The organism is Streptomyces sp. NPDC057638, assembly GCF_042800315.1.
Taxonomy (GTDB): domain Bacteria; phylum Actinomycetota; class Actinomycetes; order Streptomycetales; family Streptomycetaceae; genus Streptomyces.
In genome coordinates, this window is record NZ_JBHVHF010000088.1 from 1 (window position 1) to 26254 (window position 26254).

Annotated in this window: 22 protein-coding genes; 15 read left to right on the forward strand and 7 right to left on the reverse strand. The window is 71.0% G+C overall.

Going from position 1 to position 26254, the window contains the following annotated elements; translation table 11 throughout:
• Positions 1 to 49: 49 nt before the first annotated feature.
• Positions 50 to 367 carry a heavy-metal-associated domain-containing protein gene (locus ACFVIM_RS14940; RefSeq protein WP_384301178.1) on the reverse strand — a complete coding sequence of 106 codons (318 nt, stop codon included), beginning with the start codon at positions 365 to 367 and terminating at the stop codon, positions 50 to 52.
• Between the two features lie 207 nt (positions 368 to 574).
• A complete protein-coding gene (locus ACFVIM_RS14945) occupies positions 575 to 1318 on the reverse strand; it encodes a TetR family transcriptional regulator (protein WP_384301179.1) in 744 nt (247 codons plus the stop codon).
• 167 nt (positions 1319 to 1485) lie between these two features.
• Between ACFVIM_RS14945 and ACFVIM_RS14950 the strand changes: the two genes are divergently transcribed.
• Positions 1486 to 3945, forward strand: coding sequence for an MMPL family transporter (locus tag ACFVIM_RS14950; RefSeq protein WP_384301180.1), 2460 nt, complete (start codon positions 1486 to 1488; stop codon positions 3943 to 3945).
• 229 nt (positions 3946 to 4174) lie between these two features.
• Here ACFVIM_RS14950 and ACFVIM_RS14955 read toward each other — a convergent pair whose 3' ends face one another.
• The 3 genes from ACFVIM_RS14955 to ACFVIM_RS14965 all read right to left on the reverse strand — a co-directional run bounded on the left by ACFVIM_RS14955 (position 4175) and on the right by ACFVIM_RS14965 (position 6361).
• Positions 4175 to 4792: a GNAT family N-acetyltransferase gene (locus ACFVIM_RS14955; RefSeq protein WP_384301182.1), complete on the reverse strand. Its 618-nt coding sequence runs from the start codon at positions 4790 to 4792 to the stop codon at positions 4175 to 4177.
• Positions 4793 to 4979: 187 nt separating this feature from the next.
• On the reverse strand, positions 4980 to 5180 hold the full coding sequence (locus ACFVIM_RS14960; protein ID WP_384301184.1) for a helix-turn-helix transcriptional regulator: 201 nt from the start codon (positions 5178 to 5180) through the stop codon (positions 4980 to 4982).
• A gap of 269 nt (positions 5181 to 5449) precedes the next feature.
• A complete protein-coding gene (locus ACFVIM_RS14965; RefSeq protein WP_384301186.1) occupies positions 5450 to 6361 on the reverse strand; it encodes a sugar phosphate isomerase/epimerase family protein in 912 nt (303 codons plus the stop codon).
• 130 nt (positions 6362 to 6491) lie between these two features.
• Here ACFVIM_RS14965 and iolC point away from each other — a divergent pair, with 130 nt between their 5' ends.
• From iolC to ACFVIM_RS14990, 5 genes are all read left to right on the forward strand, one after another.
• Positions 6492 to 7487, forward strand: coding sequence for a 5-dehydro-2-deoxygluconokinase (gene iolC / locus ACFVIM_RS14970; RefSeq protein ID WP_384301187.1), 996 nt, complete (start codon positions 6492 to 6494; stop codon positions 7485 to 7487).
• Entirely contained in the window at positions 7484 to 8368 is an 885-nt protein-coding gene (locus tag ACFVIM_RS14975; RefSeq protein ID WP_384301189.1) for a deoxyribose-phosphate aldolase, read from the forward strand. Before iolC ends, ACFVIM_RS14975 begins: the two co-directional genes overlap by 4 nt.
• Before the next feature lie 94 nt (positions 8369 to 8462).
• Positions 8463 to 9503, forward strand: a complete 1041-nt coding sequence (gene iolB, locus ACFVIM_RS14980) for a 5-deoxy-glucuronate isomerase (RefSeq protein WP_384301190.1) — start codon at positions 8463 to 8465, stop codon at positions 9501 to 9503.
• Complete coding sequence (gene iolD / locus ACFVIM_RS14985; protein WP_384301192.1) at positions 9500 to 11386, forward strand: 3D-(3,5/4)-trihydroxycyclohexane-1,2-dione acylhydrolase (decyclizing); 1887 nt, start codon at positions 9500 to 9502, stop codon at positions 11384 to 11386. The genes iolB and iolD overlap by 4 nt, the downstream gene beginning before the upstream one ends.
• A 195-nt stretch (positions 11387 to 11581) precedes the next feature.
• Entirely contained in the window at positions 11582 to 13084 is a 1503-nt protein-coding gene (locus tag ACFVIM_RS14990; protein ID WP_384301193.1) for a CoA-acylating methylmalonate-semialdehyde dehydrogenase, read from the forward strand.
• A 192-nt stretch (positions 13085 to 13276) separates the two neighbouring features.
• On the opposite strand, the gene ACFVIM_RS14995 is transcribed toward ACFVIM_RS14990, so the two are convergent.
• Entirely contained in the window at positions 13277 to 14479 is a 1203-nt protein-coding gene (locus ACFVIM_RS14995; protein WP_384301194.1) for a S8 family peptidase, read from the reverse strand.
• A 397-nt stretch (positions 14480 to 14876) separates the two neighbouring features.
• Here ACFVIM_RS14995 and ACFVIM_RS15000 point away from each other — a divergent pair, with 397 nt between their 5' ends.
• The 5 genes from ACFVIM_RS15000 (at position 14877) to ACFVIM_RS15020 (ending at position 21779) form a co-directional block, all read left to right on the forward strand.
• A complete protein-coding gene (locus ACFVIM_RS15000; RefSeq protein ID WP_384301196.1) occupies positions 14877 to 17789 on the forward strand; it encodes an alpha/beta fold hydrolase in 2913 nt (970 codons plus the stop codon).
• A complete protein-coding gene (locus ACFVIM_RS15005) occupies positions 17786 to 18646 on the forward strand; it encodes an ABC transporter permease (RefSeq protein WP_384301197.1) in 861 nt (286 codons plus the stop codon). The genes ACFVIM_RS15000 and ACFVIM_RS15005 overlap by 4 nt, the downstream gene beginning before the upstream one ends.
• Positions 18647 to 19112: 466 nt before the next feature.
• Positions 19113 to 20030, forward strand: a complete 918-nt coding sequence (htpX, locus tag ACFVIM_RS15010) for a zinc metalloprotease HtpX (protein ID WP_384301198.1) — start codon at positions 19113 to 19115, stop codon at positions 20028 to 20030.
• Positions 20031 to 20093: 63 nt separating this feature from the next.
• Complete coding sequence (locus ACFVIM_RS15015; RefSeq protein WP_384301200.1) at positions 20094 to 20735, forward strand: hypothetical protein; 642 nt, start codon at positions 20094 to 20096, stop codon at positions 20733 to 20735.
• 213 nt (positions 20736 to 20948) lie between these two features.
• Positions 20949 to 21779 (forward strand): SAM-dependent methyltransferase, encoded by an 831-nt coding sequence (locus tag ACFVIM_RS15020; RefSeq protein ID WP_384301201.1) that lies wholly within the window; start codon positions 20949 to 20951, stop codon positions 21777 to 21779.
• 149 nt (positions 21780 to 21928) lie between these two features.
• Here the strand turns inward: ACFVIM_RS15020 and ACFVIM_RS15025 are convergent, their stop codons facing one another.
• On the reverse strand, positions 21929 to 22957 hold the full coding sequence (locus tag ACFVIM_RS15025) for a zinc-binding dehydrogenase (protein WP_384301203.1): 1029 nt from the start codon (positions 22955 to 22957) through the stop codon (positions 21929 to 21931).
• Between the two features lie 542 nt (positions 22958 to 23499).
• Here ACFVIM_RS15025 and ACFVIM_RS15030 point away from each other — a divergent pair.
• From ACFVIM_RS15030 to ACFVIM_RS15045, 4 genes are all read left to right on the forward strand, one after another.
• Positions 23500 to 24012, forward strand: coding sequence for a GNAT family N-acetyltransferase (locus ACFVIM_RS15030; protein WP_384301207.1), 513 nt, complete (start codon positions 23500 to 23502; stop codon positions 24010 to 24012).
• Between the two features lie 227 nt (positions 24013 to 24239).
• On the forward strand, positions 24240 to 24869 hold the full coding sequence (locus ACFVIM_RS15035) for a class I SAM-dependent methyltransferase (RefSeq protein WP_384301204.1): 630 nt from the start codon (positions 24240 to 24242) through the stop codon (positions 24867 to 24869).
• 520 nt (positions 24870 to 25389) lie between these two features.
• Complete coding sequence (locus tag ACFVIM_RS15040; RefSeq protein WP_384301205.1) at positions 25390 to 25617, forward strand: hypothetical protein; 228 nt, start codon at positions 25390 to 25392, stop codon at positions 25615 to 25617.
• Between the two features lie 276 nt (positions 25618 to 25893).
• The coding region (locus ACFVIM_RS15045) for a hypothetical protein (RefSeq protein WP_384301206.1) at positions 25894 to 26254 on the forward strand (361 nt) is incomplete at its 3' end.

Genomic DNA, 26254 nt, shown 5'->3' on the forward strand with positions numbered 1-26254 from the left:
GCCAGTGTGTGACTGGCCGGGCGCGGCCGCGGCGGGGAGTGGGGGGCGGTCAGGCCAGGCCGACCAGCTCGTAGCCCGCCTCGTCCACGGCGTCACGGACGGCGGCCTCGTCCAGCGGGGCCTCGGAGATGACGGTCACCTTGCCCGTCGCGGCGACGGCCTTGACCGAGGTGACCCCGGCGAGCGTGGAGATCTCGGTCGCGATGGCGCCCTCGCAGTGGCCGCAGGTCATGCCCGCGACCTGGTAGACGGTGGTGACCTGGCCCTCGGACCGCTGCTCGGCCGCGCCCGTACCGCATGAGCTGCCGCCGCAGCAGCCGGAGGCGGGAGCGGTCTCGGTGATCTCGATCTCGGTGTTCGCGGTCATCTCGTTCTCCTCGTCGGGCTGTGCTGTGTGCCGGTCTAGATGGGTATGTGGCGGTCTGGAGGCCCTCCCTTAGGGGTGCCGGGCCTCGCGACACTCACTATACAATACCCCTAGGGGGTATGGGCACTTCCTGTACGGGAGTGATGGGTCGGGTTTGTGGGGCGGGGGGTCGCGGCGGTGTGGTCGCGGTGGGGGCCTGGTCCCGGACTACCCCCGGTGGCCGACCTGGCGCCCGGTGATGGAGCAGGTTCCGTCGTCGTTCACCGGAAAGAGCGGGTCCAGGTAGCGGAACATGACCGTTTTGATCTCCCGGGCATATGCCTCGCGCTCCTCACCCTCATGGGTGAGGACGAGGTCGAGGCCCGCCTTGAAAAGGGTGAAGGTCACCTGGGAGACGCGGGCTCGTTCCTCTCGTGGCATACCGGGCAGGTAGCCGCCGATGACCTCCTCGATACGGGTGAGCAGTCCGTCGTGGAGAGCCTGGAACTCGCGGGTGATCTGGCCGGGGCTGTCGGGGCCGTGGATCAGTGCGGCGAAGGCGGGGTTCTCGTAATTGAAGGCGAACAGCGGGTCGAGTACCGCGTCGAGCAGTTCGTCGAGCGGCAGGTCGCTGCCCGCCGCTTCCAGCGCGGTGCCGTGGGAGGTCCGCCACTGGTCGAGGAGGCGGCCGCCGAGCTCGATGGCGATGGCCTCCTTGTTCGGGAAGAACTGGTAGAGCGTGCCGGGGGAGACGCCCGCCTCGCGTGCGATGGCATTGGTGCTGGCCCCGCTGTAGCCGGTCGCGGTGAAGACGCTGGCGGCGGCGTCGAGCAGCTGGGCGATCCGGCGCTCCCCGCGGGCCTGGCGGCGGCGGGGCTTGGTTCCCGCTTCGGCCGCCTCCGGGCCGGGCTCCGGCTTCTGTGGCTCGGTCGGCTCCGGCGTCGCGGGCTCACGTTTGGTCGGCTCCGGCACGGTGAAATCCCCAGCTTCCTGGCGCGGTTGACAAACGCGAGCGCCCGCTCGCATTCTTGATTAATGCGAGCGAGTGCTCGTGTTTGCCATGGTCTATGGCGATGGTCGACCCATGCTGCCTGCCCTTGGGAGCGGCGCGTGGGACCAGGTGAAGGGGACACCGCACCATGTCCGAAGTCAACAGCCGTTCCTCCGGGCCGGGGGAGACCGCCGAGCGGCGGACCGGGAGGTGGGCGGGGTTCGTCATGGCCAGACCCCGCCTCTCGCTCGTGGTGGCGCTCGTGCTCACCGCGCTCGCGGTCTTCGCGGGCAGCGGAGTCGCGGACCGTATGGGCAGTGGAGGCTGGGAGGACCCCGACGCCGAGTCGACCTACGCCACCGAGGTCCTTCAGCGGGAGTTCCCCGCCTCGCGGCCCAATCTCCTGCTGTTGGTGACCGTCCCCGATGGGGACGCGCGGTCCAGTGGCGACCCGGCGGACGGCGCGGCCGGTGACACGGCGGCCTCCGCCGCGCCCGGCCGAGCCGCCGCGGCGGCCGGTGCCACCGCTGTCGACCGCCCCGCCGTCATCGCCGAGGCCCGCGCGCTGACGAAGAGGCTCGCCGCTGAGGAGGGGGTGACCGGGGTCGGGTCCTACTGGGACACGCTGTCCCCGGCGCTCCGGGCGGAGGACGGTCGGCAGGCCCTGATCGCCGCCCGGATCGAGGGAGACGAGAAGACGGCCTCGGAGGTCCTGGAGCGGATAGCGCCGCAGTACCGGGGCACACACGGCCCGGTCGAGGTCTCGCTCGGCGGCCCGGTGGCGGTGCAGCACGAGATGACGACGATCATCCAGGAAGACCTGCTGCGGGCCGAGCTGATCGCGCTTCCGGTGACACTGCTCCTCCTGATCGTGGTCTTCGGCAGTGCGGTCGCGGCCTTGCTGCCCCTGGCCGTGGGAGTCGTGGCGATCCTGGGGACCAACGCGGTTCTGCGCGGGCTCACCGAGATCACCGATGTCTCCGTCTTTGCCCTCAACCTCACGACGGCGCTCGGCCTTGGGCTCGCCATCGACTACGCCCTGTTCATCGTCCGCCGGTACCGCGAGGAACTGGAGGCCGGAGCCGGGGTGCGGGAGGCGGTGGGCACGACCCTGCGCACCGCCGGGCGCACGGTCCTGTTCTCGGCGCTGACCGTGGCGGTGTCCCTGGCCGCCATGCTGGTCTTCCCGCAGTACTTCCTCCGCTCCTTCGCCTACGCGGGCATCGCGGTCGTGCTGTTGGCGGCCGTCGCGGCGCTGGTGCTGCTGCCCGCGGCGCTCCTGCTGCTGGGGCACCGGGTGAACGCGCTGGATCTGCGCCGGATGTTCCGGCGCGGGAAGGGGGCGGCGCGGGAGACGGAGGATCCCGAACGGGCGGGTCGTGGCTGGGCGCGGCTCGCTGACCTGGTGATGCGGCGCGCCCCTCTCTTCGCCTTCGGCACGGTGGCCGCGCTGCTCGTGCTGGGGCTGCCCTTCCTGGGAGTGAAGTTCGGTACGCCGGATGACCGTCAGTTGCCGGCCTCGGCCGAGTCCCACACGGTTCAGCAGTACATCCGCGAGGGGTTCCCCGGTAGTCCCGACGGCGGGATCGAGATACTGGCGGAGCGTTCCGAGCCACAGGCGTCGGCGGAGCGGAGCGCTACGGTCTCCGTCGCCTACACGGAGTTCCGTGACCGGGTGGCCACTCTTCCCGGGGTGCTGCGGGTCGACGGGCCGGTGGTCTCCGGGGATCGTGCCTACTTCACGGTCCAGCCCCGAGGTGAGGCAGTCGGCGAGGAGGCGCAGGAGCTGGTCCACGAGCTGCGGAAGGTGCCCGCGCCCTTCGAGACCTCGGTGACCGGTCGCGCGGCTGTGCTGGAGGACTCCAAGACGGCGATAGCCGATGGGCTCGTTCCGGCACTGGCGATCATCCTTGTGGCAACCCTTCTGCTGGTCTTCCTGCTCACCGGCAGTGTGCTGATCCCGCTCCAGGCGGTCGTGCTCAACGCCCTGAGCCTGACGGCGATGTTCGGGGCCCTGGTCTGGGTCTTCCAGGAAGGTCATCTCTCCGGACTTCTCGGGTTCACCCCCACCGGGGACATCGAGACCAATCTGCCCGTGCTGATGTTCTGCATCGCCTTCGGGCTCTCGATGGACTACGGCGTCTTCCTGCTCTCCCGGATCAAGGAGGAGTACGACCGTACGGGAGAGCACGACCAGGCGGTCCGCTTCGGGATCCAGCGCACCGGCGGGCTGATCACGGCCGCCGCCGTGATCCTCGCCGTGGTGATGGTGGCCATCGGTACCTCGCGGGTGACCAACACCAAGATGCTGGGACTGGGGATCGCCCTGGCCGTGCTGATGGACGCCATGGTGGTCCGAGGGCTGTTGGTCCCCTCAGTGATGAAGCTGACAGGGAAGTGGACCTGGTGGGCGCCGGGGCCGCTGCGCCGCTTCCATGACCGGTTCGGGCTGAGCGAGGGGGAGGCCACCGCCCCGGCACGGTCCGGCGCGGCGCGGCCCGCCCACAGCACGGCCGACCTGATATCCGGCCCCGGGCACCCCGGGGAGACGGACGGAGAGCGCGACGGTGGGCCCCGGGCACGGGACAAGGTCGGCACGGGAGGCTGAGCGCGGTCCGGTGTCGGGCGGGTGGTCCGGCACCGGGCGGGTGAAACGGAGCCCCGGCGGCACCGGGTGGCCCCTGTCGGCGGGGAGGACCTGTCCGCACGGGAGGACCTGCCCGCACAGGCGGGGTGCTGCGGGAGTGCGGCTGGGTGGGCGGCCACTCAGAGATGTCTCTGAAGGGGATGACCGCCCGCCCAGGGATCGATCTCGGCGGACGGTATGAGCGGCGAGATCAGCCCGTGATGCCCGGTGAGACCCTGGCGCTGATCTCCGGGGTGCCCCGGTGCACGGCCCATTCCCGGGCCAGGACCGACATCGCGGTGGCGTCGAACCATTCGCCATTGAGATGAAGCACTTCACGTTCCGTGCCCTCGGCGACAAAGCCCACCTCCTCGTAGGCACGCCGGGCGCGCGGGTTGAAGTCATAGACGCTGAGCTCGATCCGGTTCAGACCGAGACGCTCGAAGCCGTGGCCCACGATCAGCCGGGTGGCTTCGGTGCCGAAGCCCCGGTCGCGGCCGAGAGGGCCGATGAGAATCCGGAACCGGCAGCAGCGGTGGGTGGGGGACCAGTCGTGGAGGACGGCCTCGCCGACGACCACCCCGCTCTTCCGGTCCACCACGGCCAGGTCGAGCCGGTCGTTCTGATCGCTGCGGGAGCTGTACCAGGACCTCAGATGGTCCGCGTCGGGCTCCTCGTCCTCGGGGCTTCCGGTGAGGCGCAGTACCTCGGGGTCCGCCAGGATCTCGATCATGGCGGGCACATCGGCCCCAGTGAAGGGCCGCAGGATCACCCTCTCGCCGTGGAGGGTGGGTTTATCGGAGAAGTCGCAGGTGGGCTGGTCGCTCATGGGCTCATCCTGGCGACGCGGTGATCCGGGGTCCAAGGATTTTATCCGGGCGTACGTGTGGGAGTGGCGCTCGGACAGTGCCCACAAGGCGGCGCGGAGAGGGGGGAAGTGGGGCCATGACGGAGGTCCCGCGCCCGGGGGGCGCGGGACCTGGGTCACCGTGGGGACGGGATGGAGGGGACGGGGGTCAGTCGCTTCTGCGGTTGCGGTTCCCGGGGCGGTTGGCCACCCAGACGCGGATGGTTTCCGCGTACCAGTAGGGCTTGCCGCCCTGCATCAGATCGGGAGGGGGGAGAAGGCCGTGCTTGCGATATGAGCGGACGGTGTCGGGTTGAACCCGGATATGAGCGGCGATCTCCTTGTATGACCACAGCCTGTGATCCGTCATGTGTCTGGCACCTCCCTGCGCGCGCGACATCGGCGGCCGGGAAGCCACCGGGCGAGCTGTCGCACCGACACTGGTGATCAAGAGCTTGTCGCTCGTTGAACCAGAGCGGGATGGGTGTGCCGTTGCTGTTGACCGTCTGTGACCGAAAACCCGCGTGATGGAGAAAAGCGTGATCGTGGGGCGACAACTGTGACAGAGACACAGAGACACAGAGACACAGGCGCAGGGACAGGGACAGGGACAGAGGCAGACGGCGACTGCGACGGAGATCAGGCGCCGCAGGACCGCAGGAAGCGCCGGGTGCGCTGGGCGATCGGCAGGGGCTTGTCCGGCGGGCACGGGTACATGTCCTGCTCCACGATGGCGAAGAGATCCACCCCCAGCCGCTGGGCCGCCGCCAGGACGGGCTCCAGGGCGGGCACCCCGGTCGGCGGTTCACACATCACCCCGCGCGCCACGGCGGGCCCGAAGGGCAGGTGTTCGGCCCTGACCGCGGCGAGGACCTCCGGGTCCACCTGCTTGAGATGGAGGTAGCCGATCCGTTCCCCATAGGTCTCGATCAGTTTGACGCTGTCGCCGCCGCAGTAGGCGTAGTGCCCGGTGTCCAGGCAGAGGGAGACCAGGTCGGGATCGGTGGCGTCGAGAAAGCGGGCGACGTTCTCCTCGCTGTCGATATGGGTGTCGGCGTGGGGGTGGACCACGATGCGCAGTCCGTAGCGCTCGCGCACCTCGCGGCCGAGCCGTTCGGTCTGGGTGGTCAGATCCCGCCACTGCGCGGCCGTGAGGGTGCTGTCCTCCAGAACCCGGCCCGTCTTGTCATCACGCCAGAAGGAGGGGATGACCACGAGTTGGTCGGCGCCCATCGCCTGGGTGAGGGTGGCGATATCGGAGACATGGGACCAGGTCTGCTCCCAGACGGCCGGGCCATGGTGGAGCCCGGTGAAGACCGTGCCCGCCGAGACGCTCAGGCCACGCCGGGCCGTCTCGTCGGCCAGGACGGCGGGGTCACGGGGGAGATAGCCGTAGGGGCCGAGTTCGATCCACGTGTACCCCGCCTCGGCGACCTCGTCGAGGAAGCGCCGCCAGGGGATCTGCTGCGGGTCGTCGGCGAACCACACGCCCCAGGAGTCCGGGGCGGAGCCGACCCGGATGTGGTTCAGGGTGGGGGCGGAGGAGGTCATGCGGCTGAGCTTTCCGGCCGTCGCGGAGGAGTGTCAAGGATTCGTCCGTATGTAAGGACAAAATGTTGACAGGGCTCCTGGAGGAGCACTAGACCTGGGGAGAGCCGGGCGTCGAACCGAAGGGACGGGCATGCCTCAGCCGTACGACCCTCAGCCGTACGACGTGATCACCATGGGCCGGATCGGGGTGGATCTCTACCCCCTGCGGACGGGTGTGCCGCTGGCGGAGGTCGACACCTTCGGGAAGTTCCTCGGCGGTTCGGCGACCAACGTCGCCGTCGGCGCGTCCCGGCTCGGACGGCGTACGGCCCTGATCACCCGCACCGGGCAGGACGCCTTCGGGGACTATCTGCATCTGGCGCTGGGCGAGTTCGGCGTGGATGACCGCTGGGTGACCCCGGTGGCCGAGTACCCCACCCCCGTCACCTTCTGCGAGATCTTCCCCCCGGACGACTTCCCGCTCTACTTCTACCGCCTCCCCAAGGCGCCGGACCTGGAGATCCGCGCGGAGGAGCTGGATCTGGCCGCTATCGCCGCCGCGCGGGTCTTCTGGACGACCGGTACCGGACTCTGCGCCGAGCCCAGCCGCTCGGCCACCCTGGCGGCCCTCGCCCACCGGGGCCGCTCCGGCGTGACCGTCTTCGATCTCGACTGGCGGCCGATGTTCTGGCAGGACCCGGAGACGGCACGCCCGTGCTACCGGCAGGCGCTCGCTCACGCCACCGTCGCGGTCGGCAATGTCGAGGAGTGCGAGATCGCCACGGGCGAGCGGGAGCCGGAGGCCGCCGCGCGCGCCCTGCTCGCCACCGGGGTGGAACTCGCCGTGGTCAAGCAGGGGCCGAAGGGCGTGCTCGCCCTCCACCGCGACGGCACCCGCGCGGAGGTGCCGCCCGTACCGGTCGAGGTGGTCAACGGGCTTGGTGCGGGAGACGCCTTCGGCGGGGCGCTGTGCCACGGTCTGCTCGCGGGCTGGACGCTGGAGCGGATCATGCGGTACGCCAACGCCGCCGGGGCGATCGTGGCCTCCCGCCTCGCCTGCTCCAGCGCGATGCCGTACCCGCCGGAGGTCGAGCAGGTCCTCGCGGGCGGTCCGGTGCCGGACGCCTCCGCCGGAGGCGGGTCATGAGCCGGATCGACCTCGCGGAGCTCGCCACCGTGCGCGCCCGCCATCCCGAGGCCGTCGCGGAGGCGGCGGCTCGGCGCGGCAGACGCCCCCGGCTGCTCGGTGAGAGCGGTCGGCTGATGATCATCGCGGCCGACCACCCCGCTCGGGGAGCGCTCGCCGTCGGTGACAGCAGGCTCGCCATGGCCAACCGTCTGGATCTGCTCGAACGGCTCTGTCTCGCGCTCTCCCGCCCCGGTGTGGACGGGGTCCTGGCCACCGCCGACATCCTGGATGACCTGCTGCTCCTCGGTGTACTCGACGGCAAGATCGTGATGGGTTCGATGAACCGGGGCGGGCTGGCGGGCGCCCGGTTCGAGCTGGACGACCGGTTCACCGGGTACCGGCCCCGGGATCTGGAACGGCTCCGCTTCGACGCGGGCAAGCTGCTCCTCCGTATCGACTATGAGGACATGGGATCGCTCGACACCCTCGACGCCACGGCGCGGGCGGTGGGGGAGATGGCGGAGCGCCGAATTCCGGTCTTTGTCGAGCCCTTTCTCTGCCACCGGATCGACGGACGGCTGCGCACCGACCTCAGCGCCGAGGCGGTCACCCGGTCGATTGCGATCGCCTCGGGCCTGGCCGGGAGTTCCGCGTACTCCTGGCTCAAGGTCCCGGTGACCGAGAACCCCGATGACATGGCGGCCGTGATGGAGAGTTCCACCCTGCCGGCCGTTCTGCTCGGCGGGGAGATAGGTGAGGACCAGGACATCGCGTACGAGAAGTGGCGGGGCGCGCTCCGGTTGCCCACCGTCCAGGGGCTCATGGTGGGGCGCTCGCTGCTCTACCCCGCTGACGGGGATGTCGCCGGGGCGGTCGATACGGCGGTGGGGCTGCTGTGACGTGCGAGATTCACCGGGCCCGCCGGAACCGGCCGGACCGCCGGAACCCGTGGAGCCGGCGGGAGCGATGCGGAGTACGGGAGCGGATCAGACCATGAGCGCCGACCAGAGATCTCAGCCGGGCGGTGGCGAGCGCTATGTACCCGCTGGAACCGCCGCCAGCGGGCCCTATGCCCTGCGGATCGACCCCGTCCGGGCGGGCTGGGACCACTCCTCGCTGCGGGTGCTGGAACTGGCACCCGGTGCCAGCCACACCCTCGACACCGCGGAGAGCGAGTGGATCGTGCTGCCGCTCAGCGGCGGGTGCGAGGTGCGCGTGGCCGAGGAGAGCTTCACCCTGCGTGGGCGGGAGAGTGTGTTCGGCGGAGTCACGGACTTCGCCTACCTCCCCCGTGACGCCCACGCCCAGATCACCTCCGGTGCGGGAGGCCGCTTCGCGCTGGCAGGAGCGAAGTGCGAGCGACGACTCCCCGCTCGCTACGGCCCCGCACCGGAGGTACAGGTCGAGTTGCGTGGCGCGGGCGGCTGCTCGCGCCAGGTGAACAACTTCGCCGCCGCCGACACCTTCGACTGCGACCGGCTGATCGCCGTGGAGGTGCTCACCCCCGGAGGCAACTGGTCCTCCTACCCGCCGCACAAGCATGACGAGCACCGGCCCGGAGCCGAGTCGGAGCTGGAGGAGATCTACTACTTCGAGATCGACCGGGACGGACTCGGTTACCACCGTGTCTCCCCCTCCCGCCCCGGAGGTACGGATGTGCTGGCGGAGGTCCGTACGGGCGATGTGGTCCTGATTCCCGACGGCTGGCACGGCCCGTCGATCGCCTCGCCCGGCCGGACGATGTACTACCTCAATGTGATGGCGGGGCCCGGCCCCGGCCGGGAGTGGCTGATCTGCGACCATCCGGACCATGGCTGGATCCGGGAGACCTGGGCCGCCGAGCCGGTCGACCCCCGGCTGCCGTTCTATGAGGCCCCCTCGGCCGGTGTGCCGGTCGCGGAAGCCCCGGCGCCCGCCCAGCCTGCCACCGCGCCCGCCCAGTCCGCCATCGCTGCCGCCGCCGCCCAGTCAGCCGTCACGCCCGCCCCGGTCGGCGGGCCCGCCCCGGTCCCCAGGGAGGAAGAACCCCGATGACCACGCGCCGACTCACCGTCGCCCAGGCCCTCGTCGCGTTCCTCGCCCGCCAGTACACCGAGCGCGACGGCCGACGCCATCGGCTGATCAGCGCGACGTGGGGCATCTTCGGCCATGGCAATGTGGCGGGGATCGGCCAGGCGCTGGTGGAGTCCGGGACCGGGCCCGGCGCCGAGATGCCCTACTTCCAGGGCCGTAACGAACAGGCCATGGTCCATGCGGCCGTGGGCTATGCCCGGCAGTGCCGTCGGCTCTCAGCCCAGGCCGTGACCACCTCCATCGGCCCCGGCGCGACCAATCTGGTGACCGGGGCCGCGCTGGCGACGGTCAACCGGCTGCCGGTGCTGCTGCTGCCGGGCGATGTGTTCGCGACCCGGCCCGCCGACCCCGTACTCCAGCAGCTGGAAGTGCCGTACGCGGGTGATGTGTCGGTCAATGACACGCTCCGGCCGGTGTCGAGGTTCTTCGATCGCGTAACCAGACCGGAGGCGCTCATTCCGGCGGCGCTTCAGGCGATGCGGGTGCTCACGGATCCCGCCGAGACCGGCGCGGTGACGCTGGCCCTGCCGCAGGATGTCCAGGCGGAGGCGTATGACTGGCCGGAGGAGTTCCTCGCCGAGCGGGTCTGGCACGTGGCGCGGCCGCGGCCCGACGCGCGGGCCCTGGAGCGGGCCCGGCGGGCGCTCGCCGAGTCGCGCCGACCGCTGATCGTGGCCGGGGGTGGGGTCCGGTACAGCGAGGCGGAGGCGGCGCTGAGCGCGTTCGCCGAGGCCACCGGGGTGCCGGTGGCGTCCACGCAGGCGGGCAAGGGAGCCCTTCCGTACGGCCACCCCCAGGACGTCGGCGCGATCGGCCACACGGGGACGGCGACCGCCGATGAGCTGGGGCGTGCCGCCGATCTGGTGATCGGGGTGGGGACACGGTGGTCGGACTTCACCACCGCATCGGCCACTCTGTTCCAGAACCCGGCGGTCCGGTTTCTTAATCTCAATATCGCCTCCTTCGACGCTCATAAGATGGCCGGAATCTCCCTGGTGGCCGATGCGCGCGAGGCGCTGGCGGAACTGGCGGGTGCCGCGCCCGTACGGACGCCTGACGCCGGTTACGGGAACGCGTACCGCGAGGCGAAGGAGCACTGGGAGCGGCGGGTCGACACGGCGTACGCGGGCCCGGACGATGACGCCCGGCCGACCCAGACCCAGGTCCTCGGAGTCCTCGACGCGCTGGTGACCGGGGACGACATCCTGATCAACGCGGCGGGCTCGCTCCCCGGCGACCTCCACAAGCTATGGCGCGCCCGCTCCGCGGACCAGTACCACGTGGAGTACGGCTACTCCTGCATGGGATACGAGATCCCCGCCGCCATCGGGGTGGCGATGGCGGCGCCCGGGCGCCCTGTCTGGGCGCTCGTCGGAGACGGTACGTATCTGATGAATCCCACCGAGATCGTGACGGCGGTCCAGGAGAACATCCCGATCAAGGTGGTCATCCTCCAGAACCACGGTTATGCCTCGATCGGCGGCCTCTCGGAGTCGGTCGGTGGCGAGCGGTTCGGCACCGCCTACCGGCACCGTGCCCCGGACGGCACGTACACCGGCGCGCCGCTCGGCGTCGATCTGGCCGCCAACGCCGCCGCGCTCGGGCTGCGGATGATCCGCGCCAGAACCGTAGGTGACCTGCGCGAAGCGCTCGCCGAGGCCCGCGCGGCGGATGTGCCCACAGGTGTCTATGTCGAGACGGAAACGCCAGACACAGTGTCGGGCCCACCTCCCGCGCAGGCGTGGTGGGATGTTCCCGTGGCGCAGGTCGCGACCCGGCCCTCCGCCGTCCGGGCCCGGGAGGAGTACGAGCGGCAGGCCGCCGCGCGCCGCCGCCATCTGTAGAACGGCGTTGGGCGAGGTGTTCGCGCAGCGCGCCGAAGACAACCTCGGCCCTCCGCGCCCGGTGTGGCCGGAGTGCCGAAGACAACCTCGGCCTTCCGTGTCCGCTGCGGACGCAGGGCCGAAGACAACCTCGGCCCTCCGCGCCCGGTGTGGCCGGATGGGGCCTCTGGGGCCTAGGTGAAGGAGCCTTTCGTCATGACGAAGACCGTCAACCACTGGATCGGCGGAAAGACCGTCGAGGGCGCGTCCGGCGACTGGGGCCCGGTCACCGACCCCGCCACCGGCGCGATCACCACCCGGGTGGCGCTGGCCTCGGCGGAGGAGGTCGCGACGGCGGTCGCGCGCGCCAAGGAGGCGTTCACCACCTGGGGCACCTCGTCGCTGGCGCAGCGCACCTCCATCCTCTTCCGCTACCGCGCGCTGCTGGACTCCCACCGTGAGGAGATCGCCGCGCTGATCACCGCCGAGCACGGCAAGGTGCACTCCGACGCGCTCGGCGAGGTGGCGCGCGGCCTGGAGATCGTCGAGCTGGCCTGTGGCATCACCACCCAGCTCAAGGGGGAGTTGTCCACCCAGGTCTCCAGCAGGGTCGATGTCGCCGCGATCCGGCAGCCGCTCGGGGTCGTCGCGGGCATCACCCCGTTCAACTTCCCGGCGATGGTGCCGATGTGGATGTTCCCGCTGGCCATCGCCTGTGGGAACACCTTCGTCCTCAAGCCCAGTGAGAAGGACCCGTCGGCCTCGATGCTGCTCGCCGAACTGGCCTCGGAGGCCGGGCTTCCGGACGGTGTGCTCAATGTGGTCCACGGGGACAAGGTGGCGGTGGAGGCGCTGCTGACGCATCCGGACGTGGCCGCCGTCTCCTTCGTCGGCTCGACCCCCATCGCCCGTTCCATCCACACGACGGCCTCCGCCCACGGCAAGCGGGTCCAGGCGCTCGGCGGGGCCAAGAACCACATGCTGGTCCTGCCGGACGCGGACCTCGACGCGGCGGCGGACGCGGCGGTCTCCGCCGCGTACGGTTCGGCGGGCGAGCGCTGTATGGCGATCTCCGCCGTGGTCGCCGTCGGGGCGATCGGCGACGCCCTGGTGGAGAAGATCCGTGAGCGCGCCGAGAAGATCGTCATCGGCCCCGGCACCGACCCGGCCTCCGAGATGGGCCCCCTGATCACCAAGGCCCACCGCGACAAGGTCGCCTCCTATGTGACGGGCGCGGCGGCCCAGGGCGCCGAGGTCGTGCTCGACGGCACCGGCCACACGGTCCCGGGCTATGAGGAGGGGCACTGGATCGGCATCTCGCTGCTGGACAAGGTCTCCACCGACTCCGACGCCTACCGGGACGAGATCTTCGGGCCGGTCCTCTGTGTCCTGCGTGCGGAGACGTACGAGGAGGGGGTGGCGCTCATCAACGCCTCGCCCTTCGGCAACGGTACGGCCGTCTTCACCCGCGACGGGGGTGCCGCGCGCCGCTTCCAGCTGGAGGTACAGGCCGGGATGGTCGGGGTGAACGTGCCGATCCCGGTCCCCGTCGGCTATCACTCCTTCGGCGGCTGGAAGGACTCGCTCTTCGGCGACCACCACATCTACGGGAACGACGGAGTGCACTTCTACACCCGGGGCAAGGTCGTCACCACCCGCTGGCCGGACCCGTCGGAGCCGCACGGGGGCGTGGACCTGGGGTTCCCTCGTAACGACTGAGGTCGCGTCGGCACGGCCGCGATCTCCTCGTCCTGGCTGAGGGAGCCTTCGTCCGAAGGCGGCCTCGCGGGCCCGGTACCGGTATCGGAGGGGCGGGTGGACGGGAGCGCTCCCGGGCACGGTGGCACCGGCCCTGCCCGGGAGCGCTCCGCTGTCTCCGCTGTCGCTACGCGGCTTGGCGTCCGGGTGGGATCAGAGGAGCGAGTACAGCAGCTTGTTGGGGGATCCGGGGCGCGGGTCGAGGACGACCCCGTTCGTCGCGCCGTTCACCAGCGCGTCCCGGACCTGGGTGGTGCCGGCGGTCGGGTTGGCCGCCAGATAGAGCGCGGCGACGCCCGCCGCGTGGGGCGCGGCCATCGAGGTGCCGGAGATGGTGTTGGTGGAGGTGTCGTTCGACCGCCAGGCCGAGGTGATGCTCACGCCCGGTGCGAAGAGGTCCAGGCAGGTGCCGAAGTTGGAGAAGGAGGCGCGCCGGTCGGTCCGGTCGGTGGCGCCGACGGTGATGGCCGTGGCGACCCGGGCGGGGGAGACGGTACAGGCGTCCTGGGGCTGGCCGATGAAGTTGCCGTTGCCCGCGGCGATGGCGTAGCTGATGCCGGAGCCGATGGAGCGGCTCACGGCGCTGTCAAGGGTGGGCGAGGCGCCGCCGCCGAGGCTCATGTTCGCCACGGCGGGCTTGCGGGCGTTGGTGGTCACCCAGTCGACGCCCGCGATGACACCGGCGGTGGTGCCGGAGCCCTGGCAGTTGAGTACTCGGACGGCGATGACGTTGGCGCTCTTGGCCACCCCGTAGGTGCCGCCCGCGATCGTCCCCGCGACATGAGTGCCATGTCCCTGACAATCTTGTCCGTTCTGGCCACCACCGACCGTGTCCGTGCCGACGCTCGCCCGGCCGCCGAACTCCGCGTGGCTGGTGCGGATACCGGTGTCGATGACATAGGCGTTCACCCCGGCGGCACGGGTGTTGAACGTGTACGTCGTCGACAGCGGCAGACTCCGCTGGTCGATGCGGTCGATGCCCCAGGTCGCGTTGGTCTGGGTCTCCGCCAGCCTGACCGTCTGGTTCTGCTCCACGTACGCCACCCGGGAGTCAGCGGCCAGTTCGGCCGCGCGCGTGGTGGACATCGTGGTCGAGAAGCCCTTGAGGGCGCCGCGGTAGACGTACTTCGCCGTGACACCGAGGTCGGCGGCACGAGCGGAGCCGTCCTTCAGGACGACGATCCAGCTCTGGGGGATGGCGGTGGCAGTGGGGGCGAGACGCAGATCGCCGACCGGGTCGCTCGGCGCGGGCGCGCCCTGAGCGACGGGGGAGGCGGCGAACTGAAGGCCGGTCGCGAGGGCTACCGCGGGCAGCAGCGCTCCTAAGCGACGCGTGGGGGTTCTCATCTCGTGCACCTGACCTTTCGTTGACCGAATCACGGGCAAGTACGGGTGTGCTGGGTGCCATGAGGTGCGGACGCGCGGACAAGGGTCTCGTGACGTGTCGGAGGACACAAGATGCTGTCAGCGGCTATTGAGAGGCGCGCCGGAATTGGCGCGCTGGCGGTGGCACGGCGGTGGCACGGCGGTGGCACGGCGGTGGCACGGCGCTGGCGGTGGCGCTGGTGGTGACACGGTGACGGCACGGCGGTGGCATGGCAGGGGCGCGCCGGTGCTCCGCGGAACCGCTGCCGCTGCCGGTGCCGCTACCGCGTCCGTGGTAGCGGGCGCCTCCTCCGTACTCCCCCGGGAGACATCGCACCTCCCCCTGTGGGGTCCGGGACCGCACAGACACTCCGCTTAGGGTTTCAGCATGCAGATCCGACTACCTCGCCGACGCCGGGGCCGCTGGCTCGCGGGCGGAGCCGCCTGTGTGGTCCTCGCGGGCGCGGGGACCTGGACGGCGGTCGCCGACGACAGCACTCCGGGCGTGCACCGCGAGGACCGGGTGCACACCATGCCCGGCGCGGCGCTCGACACCTCCTGGTTCACCTCGGGTGACCAGGGCGAACGCCGCCCCGCCGTGCTGCTCGCCCATGGCTTCGGCGGCAGCAAGGACGACGTCCGCGCCCAGGCCGAAGAGCTGGCCCGTGACGGCTATGCCGTGCTGACCTGGTCCGCCCGTGGCTTCGGCCGCTCCACCGGGCAGATCGGCCTCAACGACCCCGACTACGAGGTCAAGGACGTCACCCGGCTCCTCGACTGGGTCGCCGCGCGCCCGGAGGTGGCGCTGGACGGTGACGGCGATCCCCGTGTCGGTATCGCCGGGGGCTCCTACGGCGGAGCGATCTCCCTGCTCGCGGCCGGGCACGACAAGCGCGTGGACGCCATCGCGCCCTCCATCACGTACTGGAACCTCGCCGACGCCCTCTTCCCCGACGGCGTCTTCAAGAAGCTCTGGGCGGGGATCTTCTTCTCCACCGGCTCGGCCACCGCGCCGGGCATGGTGCCGGGTGGTGAAACACCCTCGTCGCGTCCATCCGCCCCCGATGGCGGGGCCGAGGACACCCCGGGTGAGACGGGCTCCGGCTCGGCGGCCACATCGGACGCGCGCGCCACATCGGATGCGCCGGCCAAGCCGGGCTCGGCGGGCGGCCCCGCCGCCGGGAAGCCTTCCGCCCCGGCGGGCCAGCGCCCCGCCACCGGCGTGACCGGAGACAGCGCCCGGTCCGCGCTCCCCTCCGACCCCGCCGCCTGCGGCCGGTTCCAGCCCGCCCTCTGCGCCATGTACGAGCGGGTCGCCGTGGCGGGCGCCCCCGACGCCGCCGCGCGTCAGCTGCTGGAGAGCCGCAGCCCCTCCGCCGTCGGTGACCGGATCGCGGTGCCCACCCTGATCCTCCAGGGACAGGCCGACTCGCTCTTCCCGCTCTCCCACGCCGACGCCATGGCCCAGGCGATCCGCGCCAACGGCGCCCCCGTGGCCGTCGACTGGATCTCGGGCGGCCATGACGGCGGCAACCGTGAGACGGACCGGGTCGAGTCCCGTGTCACCTCATGGTTCGACCGCTATCTGAAGAAGGACGAGGGCGCCGGTACCGGGCCCGCCTTCCGGGTCAGCCGGACCGGAGGTGTCGACTCCACCAATGGCGCCGCGCTGCTGCGCGGTGGGAGCGCCGACCGCTATCCCGGACTGGTGAGCGGAGGCCGCACGGTGCCGCTCTCCGGTCCCGAGCAGACCTTCGCCAACCCGGCCGGAGGCGCCCCGCCCGCCATCTCCGCGGTCCCCGGGCTGAGCGGCGGACTGGGACAGTTCTCCTCCCTCGGGGTCGGGCTCTCCCTGGACTTCCCCGGCCAGCACGCCCGCTTCGAGTCGGCACCGCTCGCCAAGCCGCTGCGGATCACCGGCTCCCCGACCGTCCGGCTGCGGGTCGGCTCCAGTACCGGGGAAGCGGTGCTCTTCGGGAAGGTGTACGACGTCGGTCCGGACGGCCGGGAACAGATCCTGCCCGCCCAGCTCGTCGCCCCGATCCGGGTCGAGGACGCCCAGCGGTCCACCACGGTCACGGTGACGCTGCCCGCGGTGGACCACCAGGTCGACGCCGGGCACCGGCTGCGGCTGGTGCTCGCCGCCACCGATCTCGGCTATGCCTCCCCGGCCGCCCCCGCCCGCTACACCGTCGGCCTCGATGCCCAGGGCGGCACCGGTGGCGGAGCGCTCACCGTGCCCACCGCTCCCTCGGTGACGACCCAGGCGGCGGGTCTTCCCTGGTGGACCTGGGGTCTGCCCGTGATCGGCGTGGTCGTGGCCGGGGCGCTGCTGTTCACCGCCCGCCGACGGGTCGCGGCCCCGGCTCCCGACCCCGGGCTCGCCGAGGTCCCGCTGGAGATCACCGGCCTGACCAAGCGCTACGCCAAGTCCTCCGACCGTTACGCGGTCCAGCAGCTCTCCTTCCGGGTCGAACGCGGCCAGGTCCTCGGTCTGCTCGGCCCCAACGGCGCGGGCAAGACCACCACGCTCCGGATGCTCATGGGGCTGATCCGGCCGGACGAGGGTGAGATCCGGGTCTTCGGCCATGCCATCCGTCCGGGCGCGCCCGTGCTCTCGCGGGTCGGCGCGTTCGTCGAGGGCGCGGGTTTCCTGCCGCATCTCTCCGGCCGCGAGAACCTGGAGCTCTACTGGAGGGCCACCGGACGCCCCGCCGAGGACGCGCATATCGAGGAGGCCCTGGAGATCGCGGGGCTCGGTGAGGCCCTCGCCCGCGCGGTCCGCACCTACTCCCAGGGCATGCGCCAGCGGCTCGCCATCGCCCAGGCCATGCTCGGCCTGCCGGATCTGCTGATCCTCGACGAGCCGACGAACGGACTCGACCCGCCCCAGATCCGCGAGATGCGGGATGTCATGATCCGTTACGCGGCCACCGGCCGTACCGTGATCGTCTCCAGCCATCTCCTCTCCGAGGTCGAACAGTCCTGCACCCATCTGGTGGTCATGGACCGGGGCCGACTGGTGCAGACAGGCCCGGTCGCGGAGATCACCGGCGGGAGCGACACCCTGCTGGTGACCACCGACGGTGAGGTCTCCGACGCGCTCGTCGAGAAGATCGGCGCACTGCCCGGGATCGGCTCGGCGGTACGGGCCGACGGGGGGCTGCTGGTCCGGCTGGACGGCGCCACCACCACCGCCATGATCGGCGAGCTCGTACGGCTGGATGTGCCCGTGACCGGCGTCGGTCCCCACCGCCGCCTCGAAGACGCCTTCCTCACTCTGATCGGAGGTGCCGCATGAGCACAATGGTCGACTCGGCCCCCGGCTACCGGGCCGGGCGCACCCTGCCCCTGCGGGTGGAGGCGGTGCGTCAGCTCAAGCGGCGGCGGACCATGGTGATGGCCGGGATCCTGGTGGCCCTGCCCCTGGTGCTGCTGATCGCCTTCGCCATCGGCGGCTCACCCGGCGAGGGCGAGGTCGACAACCGCATCACGCTGATGGACACGGCCACCGCCTCCGGCCTTAACTTCGCGGCCACCTGCCTCTTCGCCTCGGCGGGCTTTCTGCTGGTGATACCGGTCGCGCTGTTCCACGGGGACACGGTGGCGTCGGAGGCCAACTGGTCCTCCCTGCGCTATCTGCTGGCGGCACCCGTGCCACGCGCCCGGCTGCTCTGGTCGAAGCTCGCGGTCGCGCTGGGCTTCAGCGCGGTGGCGATGCTGGTGGTGCCCCTGGTGGCACTGGTGGCGGGGACCATCGCCTATGGCTGGGAGCCGCTGCGGCTGCCCACCGGTGGCTCCCTCGACGCCGTCGAGACCCTGCCCCGGCTGGGGCTGGTCGTGCTCTTCATCTTCGTCTCCCAGCTGGTCACGGCGGGGCTCGCGTTCTGGCTCTCCACCAAGACGGACGCCCCGCTGGGCGCGGTCGGCGGCGCGGTCGGCCTCACCATCGTCGGCAATGTGCTGGATGCCGTCACCGCGCTCGGTGACTGGCGCCAGGTGCTGCCCGCCCACTGGCAGTTCGCCTGGATCGACGCGCTCCAGCCCCAGCTGGAGTGGAGCGGGATGGTGAAGGGCGCGGCGGTGTCGGTGACCTATGCGCTGGTGCTGTTCGCCCTGGCCTTCCGGCACTTCTCACGCAAGGACATCGTGTCGTAGCGGGGAGCCATGTCACCGATGGGCGGGTCCGGCTGAGGAAGCCGGGCCCGCCTTTCCGCCGTCCGGGCCCGCCTTTCCGCCGTCCAGGCCGGTGTGGGTGGCCGGTGCGCGGCCGGACGCGGGTGGGCGGGTCCGGCGCCGGGGTGCCGACCGTGGCGGCGGTGCCGGTACGGTGCCGGATCGGCGGTGGTGCGTACGGTGCCGGGTCGGCGGTTCCGACCCGCGTCCGGCCAGCGGTTCCGACGGCGGGCCGGGACCGGAGGAGTCAGCGGGACCGGAGGAGTCAGGGGGAGGGGCCGGAACCGGGCACTCAGGGGAGGCGCGGGAGCAGCGCTGGCACGCTTCCCGGGGGCGGCCGTGGCCCGCCTCCCCGCGAGCGGCGGGGCAGCGGTGGCTCGCGTTCCCCTGGGAGGAGCACAATCGAGTCAGGGAGAAACCGCTCCTGCCTGGTCGAGAAGGTGATCAGATGGCAGCGACCCGGGCACGGTCCCGCTATGTCCCGGATCATGGACTCACCACCCGCATGGTGACGACGATGTTCCTGATCGGGCTGCTCTACGTGATCTTCGTCGGCGTTCTGCTGGCGGTCCTGCGAGGTGCCTGGCCGATCATCCTGATCATCGCGGGCGGCCTGTTCATCGCGCAGTTCTGGTTCAGCGACCGCATCGCCGCGCGCAGCATGGGGGCGCGTGAGGTCACTCCGGAGGAGGCCCCGGAGCTGCATGGCGCGGTCGACCGCGTGTGCGCGCTCGCGGACATGCCCAAACCGAAGGTCGCCATCGCGCGGAGCGACGTACCGAACGCGTTCGCGACCGGGCGTAACCAGAAGTCCGCGATGGTCTGTGCCACCACGGGACTGCTGAGACGACTGGAGCCCGAGGAATTGGAGGGGGTCCTCGCCCATGAGCTCTCGCATGTGGCACACCGCGATGTCGCGGTGATGACGATCGCGTCCTTCCTCGGAGTGCTGGCCGGGGTGCTGACCCGGGTGACCCTCTGGGGTGGGCTGGGCCGAGCGGGGCGCGGCAACAACAACACGGCCATCCTGATGGTGCTGATACCGCTGGTCAGCGCCGCCGTCTACGCACTCAGCTTCCTCCTGACCCGGCTGCTCTCGCGCTATCGGGAGCTCTCCGCCGACCGGGCCGCCGCACTGCTGACCGGCAGGCCGTCGGCGCTGGCGGCCGCGCTGACCAAGGTGACGGGGGAGATGGCGCGCATACCGACGGAGGATCTGCGCAAGGCGGAGCCGTACAACGCGTTCTGGTTCGCGCCCGCCTTCTCGTCCCGGGAGAGCCTGGGGCGGCTGCTCTCCTCCCACCCGACGCTGGAGCAGCGACTGGAGCAGTTGGCGCGGATATCGGCGCAGCTGGCTCGCCCGTGAGGACCGGTGAGCGCTCCCGTAGGACCGCCCCTGTGGGTCCCTCAGGAGAGAAGGAGTGACCTCATGGGACTGCTCGACGCGATTCTGGGCCGTACCAAGCCCGTGCGGCCCGACCTCGACCAGCTCTTCGCCCTCCCGGGAGCGGCGCTGACCCTTCAGGCGGGAGCGGGGTTCGTCCCGACGGGGGTGGGGTCGGTCTGTTTCGCCAGTGTCGAGGGCGGAGCCTTCGTCCGGCTCCAGGAGGAGATCCGGGGGCTTCTCGACGTCGACGCGGCCACGGCCACGGCCACGGACGCGAATACGAATACGGACCCGGACGCGGGCCGAGGCGGGGTGCCGGTGGAGTTCAGCCAGGACGGGTACGGCTATACGTGGCTGCTCACCCGGCAACCGGCTCAGGACACGGCATCGCTGGTCAACGATCTGCACGCGGTCAACACCCTGCTGGAGGAGGGAGGGTTCGGACCGCAGCTGCTCTGTTCGCTGATGGCTTTCCGGGAGGAGGAGGGGCGGCGGTCACTGGCCCTGGTCTATCTCTACAAGCGGGGCTCGTTCTACCCCTTCGCCCCGCTGCCCGGTGGTGGGGAGCGCCGGGACAACGCGCTGGAACTTCAGACCAGGGCGCTGCTGGCGGGGGATCTGCGGATGGAGCCGGACCTGTCGCGCTGGTTCCCGGTCTGGGGAGCGCCGGGGCTGGGGCACTGAGCACCCGTCCCCCGCGCCTGGAAGGCCCGTCCCCCGCCCCCAGGAGGCCCGTACCGCTCCACGGGCGATAGGGGCGGGGAGCACGGAAGGGGCGAATGCCGACGGCACATGACCGCCTCCTCTGCGTGAGGATGCGCCGTAAGCCCCAACTGCCCTAGGTTGGTGATCATTCGATCGGACCGAGAAGCGGACGAACCCTCAGGAGGCGTGCCCATGAACGACCTTGACCCCCGGCGCCTCTCCGCTCATGAGCTGCGGTCGCGGATCGACACCAGGCGGCCGCACTCGGCCCGCTTCTGGAACTACTTCGTCGGCGGCAAGGACCACTACCCGGTCGATCGCGCGCTGGGGGACCAGATCAAGCAGATCTTTCCCGGGCTGCTCGACGTGGCGCTGGCCAGTCGCCGCTTTCTCGGGCGCGCGGTCACCCATCTCGCCGGGGAGTGCGAGGTCCGCGACTTCCTGGACATCGGTACGGGACTGCCGACGGCGGACAACACCCATGAGGTCGCCCAGCGGGTGGCGCCCGACGCGCGGATCGTCTACGTGGACAACGACCCGCTGGTGCTGGCGCACGCCCGGGCCTTGCTGACCAGTACGGCCGAGGGGAGGGCCTTCTATCTGGACGCGGATCTGTACCAGCCGGAGGCGATCCTGGAGTCGGCGGTACCGCTGTTCGACCGTGACCGGCCGGTGGCGCTGATGCTGCTCAACGTTCTCGGTCATGTCGCCGAGTACGAGCGGGCGCGGGAGTTGGTGGGACGGTTGATGAACGGGCTGCCGACCGGCAGCTACCTGGTGATCAGTGACTCCACCGCGACGAGTGACGGGATGATCGAGGCATCGGCGGCGTACAACCGGAGCGGCGCGGTCCCCTACTACGTACGGAGTGTGGAAGAGATCGCGGGCTTCTTCGACGGGCTGGAGCTGGTCGACCCGGGCGTGGTGGAAGTGACCCGCTGGCGTCCGGAGACCGGCGCGGAGACACCATGGGCGGCGGCTGGCGCCGTGGACGCGTACTGCGGGGTCGGCCGCAAGCGGTAGCCACACACCGTCGGCCACCGCGCCGCCCCGCGCTGGAGGAGCGCGTACGGAGGCGGGGCGCCCGGCTGTGGGGGAGGCCCGGGGCGCGGCCCTTCGCTGGTGAGCGCGCCCCGGACCGGCCTGGCTCCGGCGCTGTCCCGCCGCGTTCCCTACGGCTTCACCAGCACCCGCACCACGTCATCGCCGCGCTGGAGCATGGAGACCCCCTCGGCGACGTCCTCCAGGGAGACCACGGCGCTGATCGAGCGGGAGAGGTCGACGCGGCCGAGGGAGACCAGCGCGGCGAGGGTGGCGATATCGGACTCCTGGTACCCCAGATGACCCAGGAGACGCTTACGGGAGAAACCGAAGGCCGTCGTGGTGCCCACGGTGGCCTCCTGGTCACTCAGGCCGACGACGACGGTCTGGCCCCCGACACTGACCGACCGGAGCGCCTGGGTGACGGTGGCGTTCAGGCCGACGGCGTCGAAGGCGGTGGTGAGCAGCTTGCCGCCGGTCAGTGCGGCCACCTGGTCGGCGAAGTCGGACCGGGCGGGGTCGAGGGCGAGATCCGCGCCGAGTTCCAGCGCGCGCTCGCGGGCGGAGGGTTTGGGGTCGACGGCCAGAATCGGGGCGGCTCCGGCCAGCCGCGCCAACTGCACGATATGGGTGCCGAGTCCGCCGATTCCCCAGACGCCGACCGATTCCCCGACGCGGACCCGCGCGGTGTGCTGGATGGCGCCGAAAGGGGTCGCGACCGCGTCCGCCAGAATGGCGGCCTGATCCAGTGGGACATTGTCCGGAACCCGAGTGAGCCCGGAGGCCCGGCTAACGGTGTACTCGGCCCAGCCTCCGTCGTAGGCGAATGCCATCAGCTCTATTCTCGCGCAGGACATGAGATTGCCTTCGCGGCAGAAAGGACAGGCTCCGCAGTAGCGCCCGGCGGCCACGACGACGCGGTCACCGACATTCCATCCCCGGACATCCGGGCCGATCCCGGAGATCACACCGGATGCCTCGTGTCCCTGGGTCACCACGGGTAGCTGGCTGGCGACCACGCCCGAGATCAGGCTGAGGTCCGAGTGACAGATTCCGCAGTAGGCGATCTTGACGAGTACCTCGCCGGGCCCGGGTTCCGGCACCGGGACGTCCTCGACGGTGAACTTCCTAGTGTCGGCGTAGAAACGCTGAGCCCGCATGGTCCGCGTCATGCTGTCGCCTTTCGGCTGGCCGGAGGGGAACGCCGTGCTGTTCGTGTTGCTATCACGCGCAATTCCGCCCCACAAGCAAGACGAGAGGAATCGCGTCACCGGCCGTCATCGACCATCACTGCCCATCGCTGCCCATCACGGCGGAAAAGGGAGCGGTTGGCCAGGAGGGGTCCGGAAACGGGCCATGCGGCGAGATCCCCGGGAAAAGCGCGCTGATCGTTCACCGGGGTGGGCCGGGCCGGTCGCGTTCGCCCCCGGTCAGCGCCCAGCCGTGCGACGCGGGCCCGGCGCGGCGCGCCCGTACGGGTTCGGTGGGACGGAGAACCGGTCCGGCACGGGCGGGTGGGCGCGGCATGCGGCATCCGGTAGGGGGGAGAGCGGCACGGGGGCGGCCCGGCGTGACAGGCTGGTAGGGGAACCCGCTCACAAGGGGAACCTGCCGTACCCGCGACATGACCTGACACACCACGGCACCTTGTGTCGCGTACGGTAAGCGACCGCCTGGAACGACAGATGAAAACGGAATGACCATGACCCTCCGCTGGACCGTCCGCGCCGAGACGCCCGAGGACATCCCCGTCGTCCACGCGATCAACGTCGCCGCGTTCGACACGCCCGCCGAGGCGGACCTGGTGGACGCGCTGCGCACCGACACCGAGGCATGGATCGACGGGCTGTCGATCGTCGGGCTGGACGCCGACGGGACCCTTGTCGCGCATGTGCTGCTCACCCGTTGTTATGTCGACAGCACCCCCGCACTGGCGCTCGCGCCGGTCGCGGTGCTCCCGGAACACCAGGGGAAGGGGGCGGGCGGGGCGGTCATCCGGGCCTCGCTGGAGGCGGCGATGAAGCGGGGAGAGGCGTTGGTGCTGGTGCTGGGGCACGCCGACTACTATCCGCGCTTCGGTTTCGAGCCCGCTTCGCGCTGGGGCATCCGGGCACCGTTCTCCGTCCCGGACGAGGCGATGATGGCGCTCTCGCTGGACTCCTCCCGGCCGATGCCGTCGGGAGTGATCCACTACGCCTCCGCGTTCGGCGTCTGACCCCGGGAGGGTGCGCGGGGCCGGCCCGAGCGGCACCCGGTCCCGGGGCCGAGCAGGTTCCCACCACCGGAACCGTTCCCTCCGGGCATACGCCGGGTCCGTGTGGGCAGGACGCGATGCGGCGGGCGGAACCCAGGAGATCCGGCGCATACCCCGGTCCCGCGTGGGCAGGACCCGCGCGGACAGTGATGACCCGGAGACGACCGGGACGACCCTGAGGTGGACGGATGACCGAGCCCAAGCTCTCCGCCGCGCGGCTCTTCGACGCGCTGGGAGCCGACTACGAGCGGGCGTTCGCCCACGCCCCCGCCCATCTGGCCTCACTGCGCTGGCTGAGCGAGCGCCTGGCCCCCGGTAGTGAGGTGCTCGACCTGGGCAGCGGCACCGGGCGGCCGACCGCGCGGACCCTCGCCGACGCGGGCCACCGGGTGCTCGGTGTCGATGTCGCGCCGGGGATGGTGGAACGTGCCCGCGCCCAGGTGCCGAACGCGACCTTCCGCTGCCAGGACGCCCGTACCCTCGAACGTCCCGCCGCCTCCCTCGACGCGGTCTGCGTGTACTTCTCCCTGCTCCAGCTGCCGAGGATCGACCAGCGGCAGCTGATCGAGAAGATCGCCCACTGGTTGCGCCCCGGCGGCCATCTGGTGCTGGCGACCGTCACCGCCGACGCGGAAGGGCTCCCCATCCGCTGGATGGGCCATGAGCTCGAGGTCACGAGCTTCACCGCCGAGGACCTCACGGCCCTCCTGGGCGGCGCGGGGTTCGCGGTGCTGGAGACCCACGCCGTCGACTTCCTGCCGGAGGCGGAGCAGGCGGTACCCGAGCCGCAGTTCTTCGTGTACGCGACGCGCCGCTGACGCGCCCTGGGGTACGGGGGCGCCGACCCGGCCGGCGCGGACGAAGGTGGGCGCGGAGAATCCCCGGCCCCACGGATGCAAACGTATGAAAGACGTGTGCAGAAGAGGGCGGTTTGTTGACACGGCTCAAGGGCGTGACGGCGCGGGGCCCGCCGCGTTCACCGGGGATTTTCTGGTGACCCTTCAACAGTTCGAGGGTTGTCGGCGCCACGATCCGCAGCACGGAGGCGGATTGAGCACGCTTGGAGCCGTCGTGCGATCAATTTCTTTCGAATATGACGCAACTCTGCCCGGATCCGTGGCAAGGGCGCTGTTGGGTGCGAGGTGATCGCCTGATGTGGACTGGTGGTCGTGTATTTCCGTTACCCCCCGTAGGAGGGGCGCAACAGTGCTCCTACGGCGTACATTTCCGTTTCGCCGGTTCATCGGACCGGAGAGACCGTGCGCTGGCGGGCGGTGCGAACCGAGCCAGGGCCTGTCGAGCGAACCACACGTACCTTACTCAGCAAGGAACTGTTTCATGCTGGATCATCTTCTGGCGCCATGTGCCGAAACCATCATGCCGTCCTCCTCCGCCCGGGAAACCCGTATTGACAGATGTGTCATCACATCCGGGCAAGGGGCCCTTCCGCTCCCCGGTGACGAGTCCATCGCCGAATTCCGTGACGTGGTGTCGCGGGCGGCAGTCAGGGTGCGCCTGCCGCGTCACCACCCGGACCCGCCGAACGTGATCCGTGAATTCGCCTGATCTGAGCACGGGGTGTGGGGCGGGCGGGTGCCCTCCGGTCTCCGGCCGGCCCTGGTGCGGCCAACGGGTGAGGTTCCGCTCATGAGGGGTGGAGACCCCGCGCCGGGCTCAGCGATCGGGCCGATCCGGTCGAACTCGACCGCCTATCCACTCGGACATTCAAGCGAGAAAGAGGCATCAGTGCCGTCGCAGGTCCCTATCTGCCCTGACTGTCACACCGCCAACTGCGGGTCCACCAAGGCTTCGCGCACGGGCCACCGGCGCTGTGACGCGACCGTGCGCACCGCGCTGATCCAGGCCGCCGAGGAGCTGCACCGGATCAGTGGCATCGCCGCCGACGCGACGCACGCCAACGCCGACTCCGCCACGCTCCTGTCCATCTCCGCCCCGCTGCGCAAGCTGGTCGAGGACATCGAGGGGCTCACGGTCGCCCGGGGCCGTGTCCTCGGTGAGAGCTGGGAGAACCTCAGCAGTCATGCGCAGGTCAGCCCGGAGCGGCTGCGGAAGCGGTGGAGTCCGGCGAAGCAGCAGCGTCTCCTCGCCCGTCAGCCCGCCGCTCCCACCCGTGTTCCCGCGCCCCCGCGCGGGCACACCGCCCCCCCCCGCGTCCCCGTCCGCGGGGCCACCGCGGAGGACC